This window comes from Mesobacillus sp., assembly GCF_049588175.1.
GTDB lineage: Bacteria > Bacillota > Bacilli > Bacillales > Cytobacillaceae > Mesobacillus.
Window position 1 is genome coordinate 1 of sequence record NZ_JBAVFI010000323.1, and the last position, 3,750, is coordinate 3,750.

General features: G+C 40.6%; 4 protein-coding genes. 2 read left to right on the plus strand and 2 right to left on the minus strand.

The window, feature by feature from the left end; translation table 11 throughout:
- Window positions 1-19 precede the first annotated feature (19 nt).
- Window positions 20-547, plus strand: coding sequence for a hemerythrin domain-containing protein (locus tag WB217_RS07925; RefSeq protein WP_423992262.1), 528 nt, complete (start codon window positions 20-22; stop codon window positions 545-547).
- Window positions 548-726: 179 nt separating this feature from the next.
- Here WB217_RS07925 and WB217_RS07930 read toward each other — a convergent pair whose 3' ends face one another.
- Window positions 727-921, minus strand: coding sequence for a hypothetical protein (locus WB217_RS07930; RefSeq protein WP_423992264.1), 195 nt, complete (start codon window positions 919-921; stop codon window positions 727-729).
- Window positions 922-1,002: 81 nt separating this feature from the next.
- Window positions 1,003-2,235, minus strand: coding sequence for an MFS transporter (locus WB217_RS07935; RefSeq protein WP_423992266.1), 1,233 nt, complete (start codon window positions 2,233-2,235; stop codon window positions 1,003-1,005).
- Window positions 2,236-2,384: 149 nt separating this feature from the next.
- On the opposite strand from WB217_RS07935, the gene WB217_RS07940 reads away from it, so the two are divergent.
- Window positions 2,385-3,377 carry a phosphotransferase enzyme family protein gene (locus tag WB217_RS07940; RefSeq protein ID WP_423992268.1) on the plus strand — a complete coding sequence of 331 codons (993 nt, stop codon included), beginning with the start codon at window positions 2,385-2,387 and terminating at the stop codon, window positions 3,375-3,377.
- Window positions 3,378-3,750 lie beyond the last annotated feature (373 nt).

Consider the following 3,750-nt stretch of genomic DNA (forward strand, 5'->3'; position numbering starts at 1 on the left):
GAATAGGAGGCCGATAAAGATGTCTGGCTGCATGAGTGGACTAAATCAAGATTCCAGTTTTGTATTATCCGAGGGGTTACAGCAATTGAAGAGTGAGCATCCGCCTTTGCTTGATAGGCTTGAAGAATTGTTGAATTTATGTGTGAAAATAGAAGAAGGAATACAAATTGAGGAGAATTTCAATAAGCTGCGTCCTGCAGTGGTTGAGTTTCTTGCACAGCTGGAACCGCACTCGGAACGTGAAGAAGGAGTGCTGTTTGAGATGATGGCTGCATATATCGGCAGAGAAATGGGTCCGATTGCTGTAATGGAATATGAGCATGATCAAGCAAAAAGATTCATAGGAACATTCCTTCATAACACCAAGAATGGAACTGAAGAAATGGCAAAAGAGCAAATAATCCATAATGCACAATTAATCAAAGATGCAAATTACACACTTGTCAGCCATTTTTCGAAAGAGGAAAGCATTTTGTTTCCGATGGCAGAAAATATGTTGACAGAAGATGAAAAGCAGGAACTTGCTGCGCGGATAAAATTAATCTAATTCAATAACAAAAGGGGTGAGGCAAAGGAATCTATAACCTTCGCATCACCCCTATTTTATATTCGCTTAAAAGCTGTTCATCAAAATACAAATTCAGTATTGATGCGGAGCATCTATCAGCACTGAAATGGATTTTGAATTCCCGTTTTAGCATGAAATATCGAAATCAAGAAAAGTTATTAATCTTCCGTTATCGTAACTAGCTTAATGTCTTTAGTATCGAATCTGTGGAATACATGATCTTCACAGGTGAATTCTATGATACCCTCATGATCCTTAGCGTCCTGGATTGCATCAGATATATCTTCTACCTCGATAGGACGTGATACAGAAAAATCTTTTTCGAAAAAATAGTTGATTTTAAATTTAGACATGTTAATCTCCCTTCCTGTTGTGCTCATTACATTATTCCTTAAGCAGAGGATGCCTAAACGTAAATCAACAAATGGAAAATTTTAATCGTTCCATTTCGCAAGCTTTGCGTCAGATGGAAGGAATAGTGTCATTATTCCTAAAAGTGGAAGGAAGCCGACACCCATGATCATCCGTGGCAAGCCAATCAAATCCGCTAAAGAACCGAGGCCGACTGAACCAATTGCTCCCATTCCAAAAGCCAGCCCTACTGTCAGACCCGCCATGGTGCCTATCTTGCCTGGGACTAGCTCCTGTGCATAAACGACTGTGACTGAAAAACTCGACATTAAGATGAAGCCGCTGACTGTTAACAGGATAAATGCCACCGCATAAGGAACAAATGGAATGATTGCTGACAGCGGGGCGGTCGCTACCATGGAGATAAAAATAATATTTTTCTTACCAAAACGATCTGCGAGTGGTCCGCCAAAAAAAGTTCCGACTGCTCCGGCTACCAGGAAGGCGAACAGGAACAGCTGAGATTCTTTTATTGAAAGGCCATATTTATCGATTGCATAGAACGCATAGAAATTAGTCATTCCTGATATATACCATGAACGGGCGAAAATCAAAAATAGAATCAGGACAAGTGCTATTTTAATATTTTTAGAGATTCCTTTGTTTACTTTTTTGCTGGATTGTTTAACTTTTGAAGCGATTTTCTCGAAATCCAGTTTTCGGGTATACCAGGAAGCAATATACACAAGCAAGGCAACTGCGAATGCAGCCACTAATGTGAACCATGCCGCACCAATCTGGCCAAGAGGCACAAGTATGAGTGCTGTGATCAGCGGAGCAAGTGCTTGACCTGAATTCCCTCCAACCTGGTAGATCGACTGGGCAAGACCTCTGCGTGGTCCCGCTGCCATATAAGCAACCCTTGACCCTTCAGGATGAAAAACGGCAGATCCCAGCCCGATGAACAAAACTGAAAGTATGACGAACTCAAAGCTTGGGGCAAAAGCCAGGCCTAATACGCCAAACATTGTAGAGGTCAAGCCAAGCGGCAGGGCATATGGCATAGGCTTCTTATCGGTCGTCATGCCAATCAAAGGCTGGAGAACCGAGGACACAATGTTTAGTGAAAAGCCGATTATGCCTAATTGTGTAAAAGTTAGACCCATCGATTTCTCAAGTATCGGAAACATCGCAGGTATAACTGATTGGATGGAGTCATTCAGCAAATGTACTAACCCAATGATGAATAGAATTTTATAAGCTGTCTCGTTTTGCTTTTGTGGTTTCATTTTGACAGCTGCAGCAGATTGGCTCATGGTCGTCTCCTTTGAAAATTATTTCGATTTCCTACATTTTATTTTACAAAAAAAGTCTGCAGATAAAAATAGCTTTTCTAACGAAATATATGGTGTAATATATTTTGAGTATTAAGAAAAGATAAAAAATAAAGGGGAAAATGGGAACGATGGAAAAAATAGTAGAAAGATTAATGAACGATCAGCTACTGAACAATTTTTTAAATTTATACGGACTTGAATCTGAAGTTAAAAAGCTCGGGGATTTTGAGAACTATGTATTTGAAACCTACAAAAATGGAAAGGCCTTTATTTTAAGGGTAACCCATAGCTCACATCGAAGCGGAGAGGAAATTGCTTCAGAAATGGATTGGATGAGGCATCTACACAAGTCTGGTTTGTCCATCCCAGAAGTTTACTCATCCATTAATGGACGATTTGTTGAACCATTGAGTGCCGATGATGGCAGTGAATTTTACGGATGCTTGTATTCCAAGGCTGAAGGTGAACCAGTGAATGTCCGCTCTGAAAAGTTCGATTCTCAACTGTTTAAGGCTTGGGGAGAAACAACTGCGTTGATGCATCAGGCTACTAAATCCTATAAGCCTTCCGACGGGATCAAGGTAAGAATCAGCTGGAATCAAGATGAATTACTGGAAGTGGAAAAATATTTTCCCGCAGAGGATGCCCAACTGGTTGAAAATGCCCATGAATTGTTGGATACTCTGTCCAAACTTCCTCAAGATCAGGATACATACGGATTGATTCATACAGATATCCACTCAGGAAACTTTTTTTACGATGGCGAGAAAATACACGTATTTGATTTCGATGATGCCTGTTACTTCTGGTTTGCATCTGACATTGCCATTCCTTTGTTTTATTCCATTTTTTATAAAATCCCACCAGAAAAACAAGAACAAAGGCAAAAATTTGCTGATGAATTCTTGAATGCTTTTATGGAAGGGTATGAAAAAGCAAATAAACTTCCAGAAGGCTGGAAAGAGCAGCTTCCATTTTTCCTTATGCTGAGGGACGTTGTTTTATATGCTGTATTGCATAAAAAAATAGCCCCTGAAGACAGGGGAGAACGCTTGCTGGCCATGATGGCTGAATTAAGGGACAGGATTAAGAATAAGAAACCGATCGTGAATGTTAATTAACAATTTTTCTTTTAATAATAGGCTCTGTTAAAAAAGGCTGTTGATTTTCCTTCCAGGTGCTTCGCTTTCCGCGGAAGAATTATGAAAATTCTTCTAGGGGCTGGCGCTGAGCCTCCTCGTCGCTTCGCTCCTGCGGGGTGCAAATGATTCCTCACGAGAATCATTTCACCTAGGTCTCACCTGACCAGCTGCGCCCGCAGGACATTGATTAGCTCCCTCGATTCTGCCCACGCACGATGGAAATGCGTTAGCATTTTCGGAGGAGTCTTCGCGCCTTCCACTACAATCAACAGGTTTTAAAAAACAACATTAGGCTTTAACAGAGCCAAATTAATAATACAAGGCTACTTGAATGAATTACTTATGCGGGCTT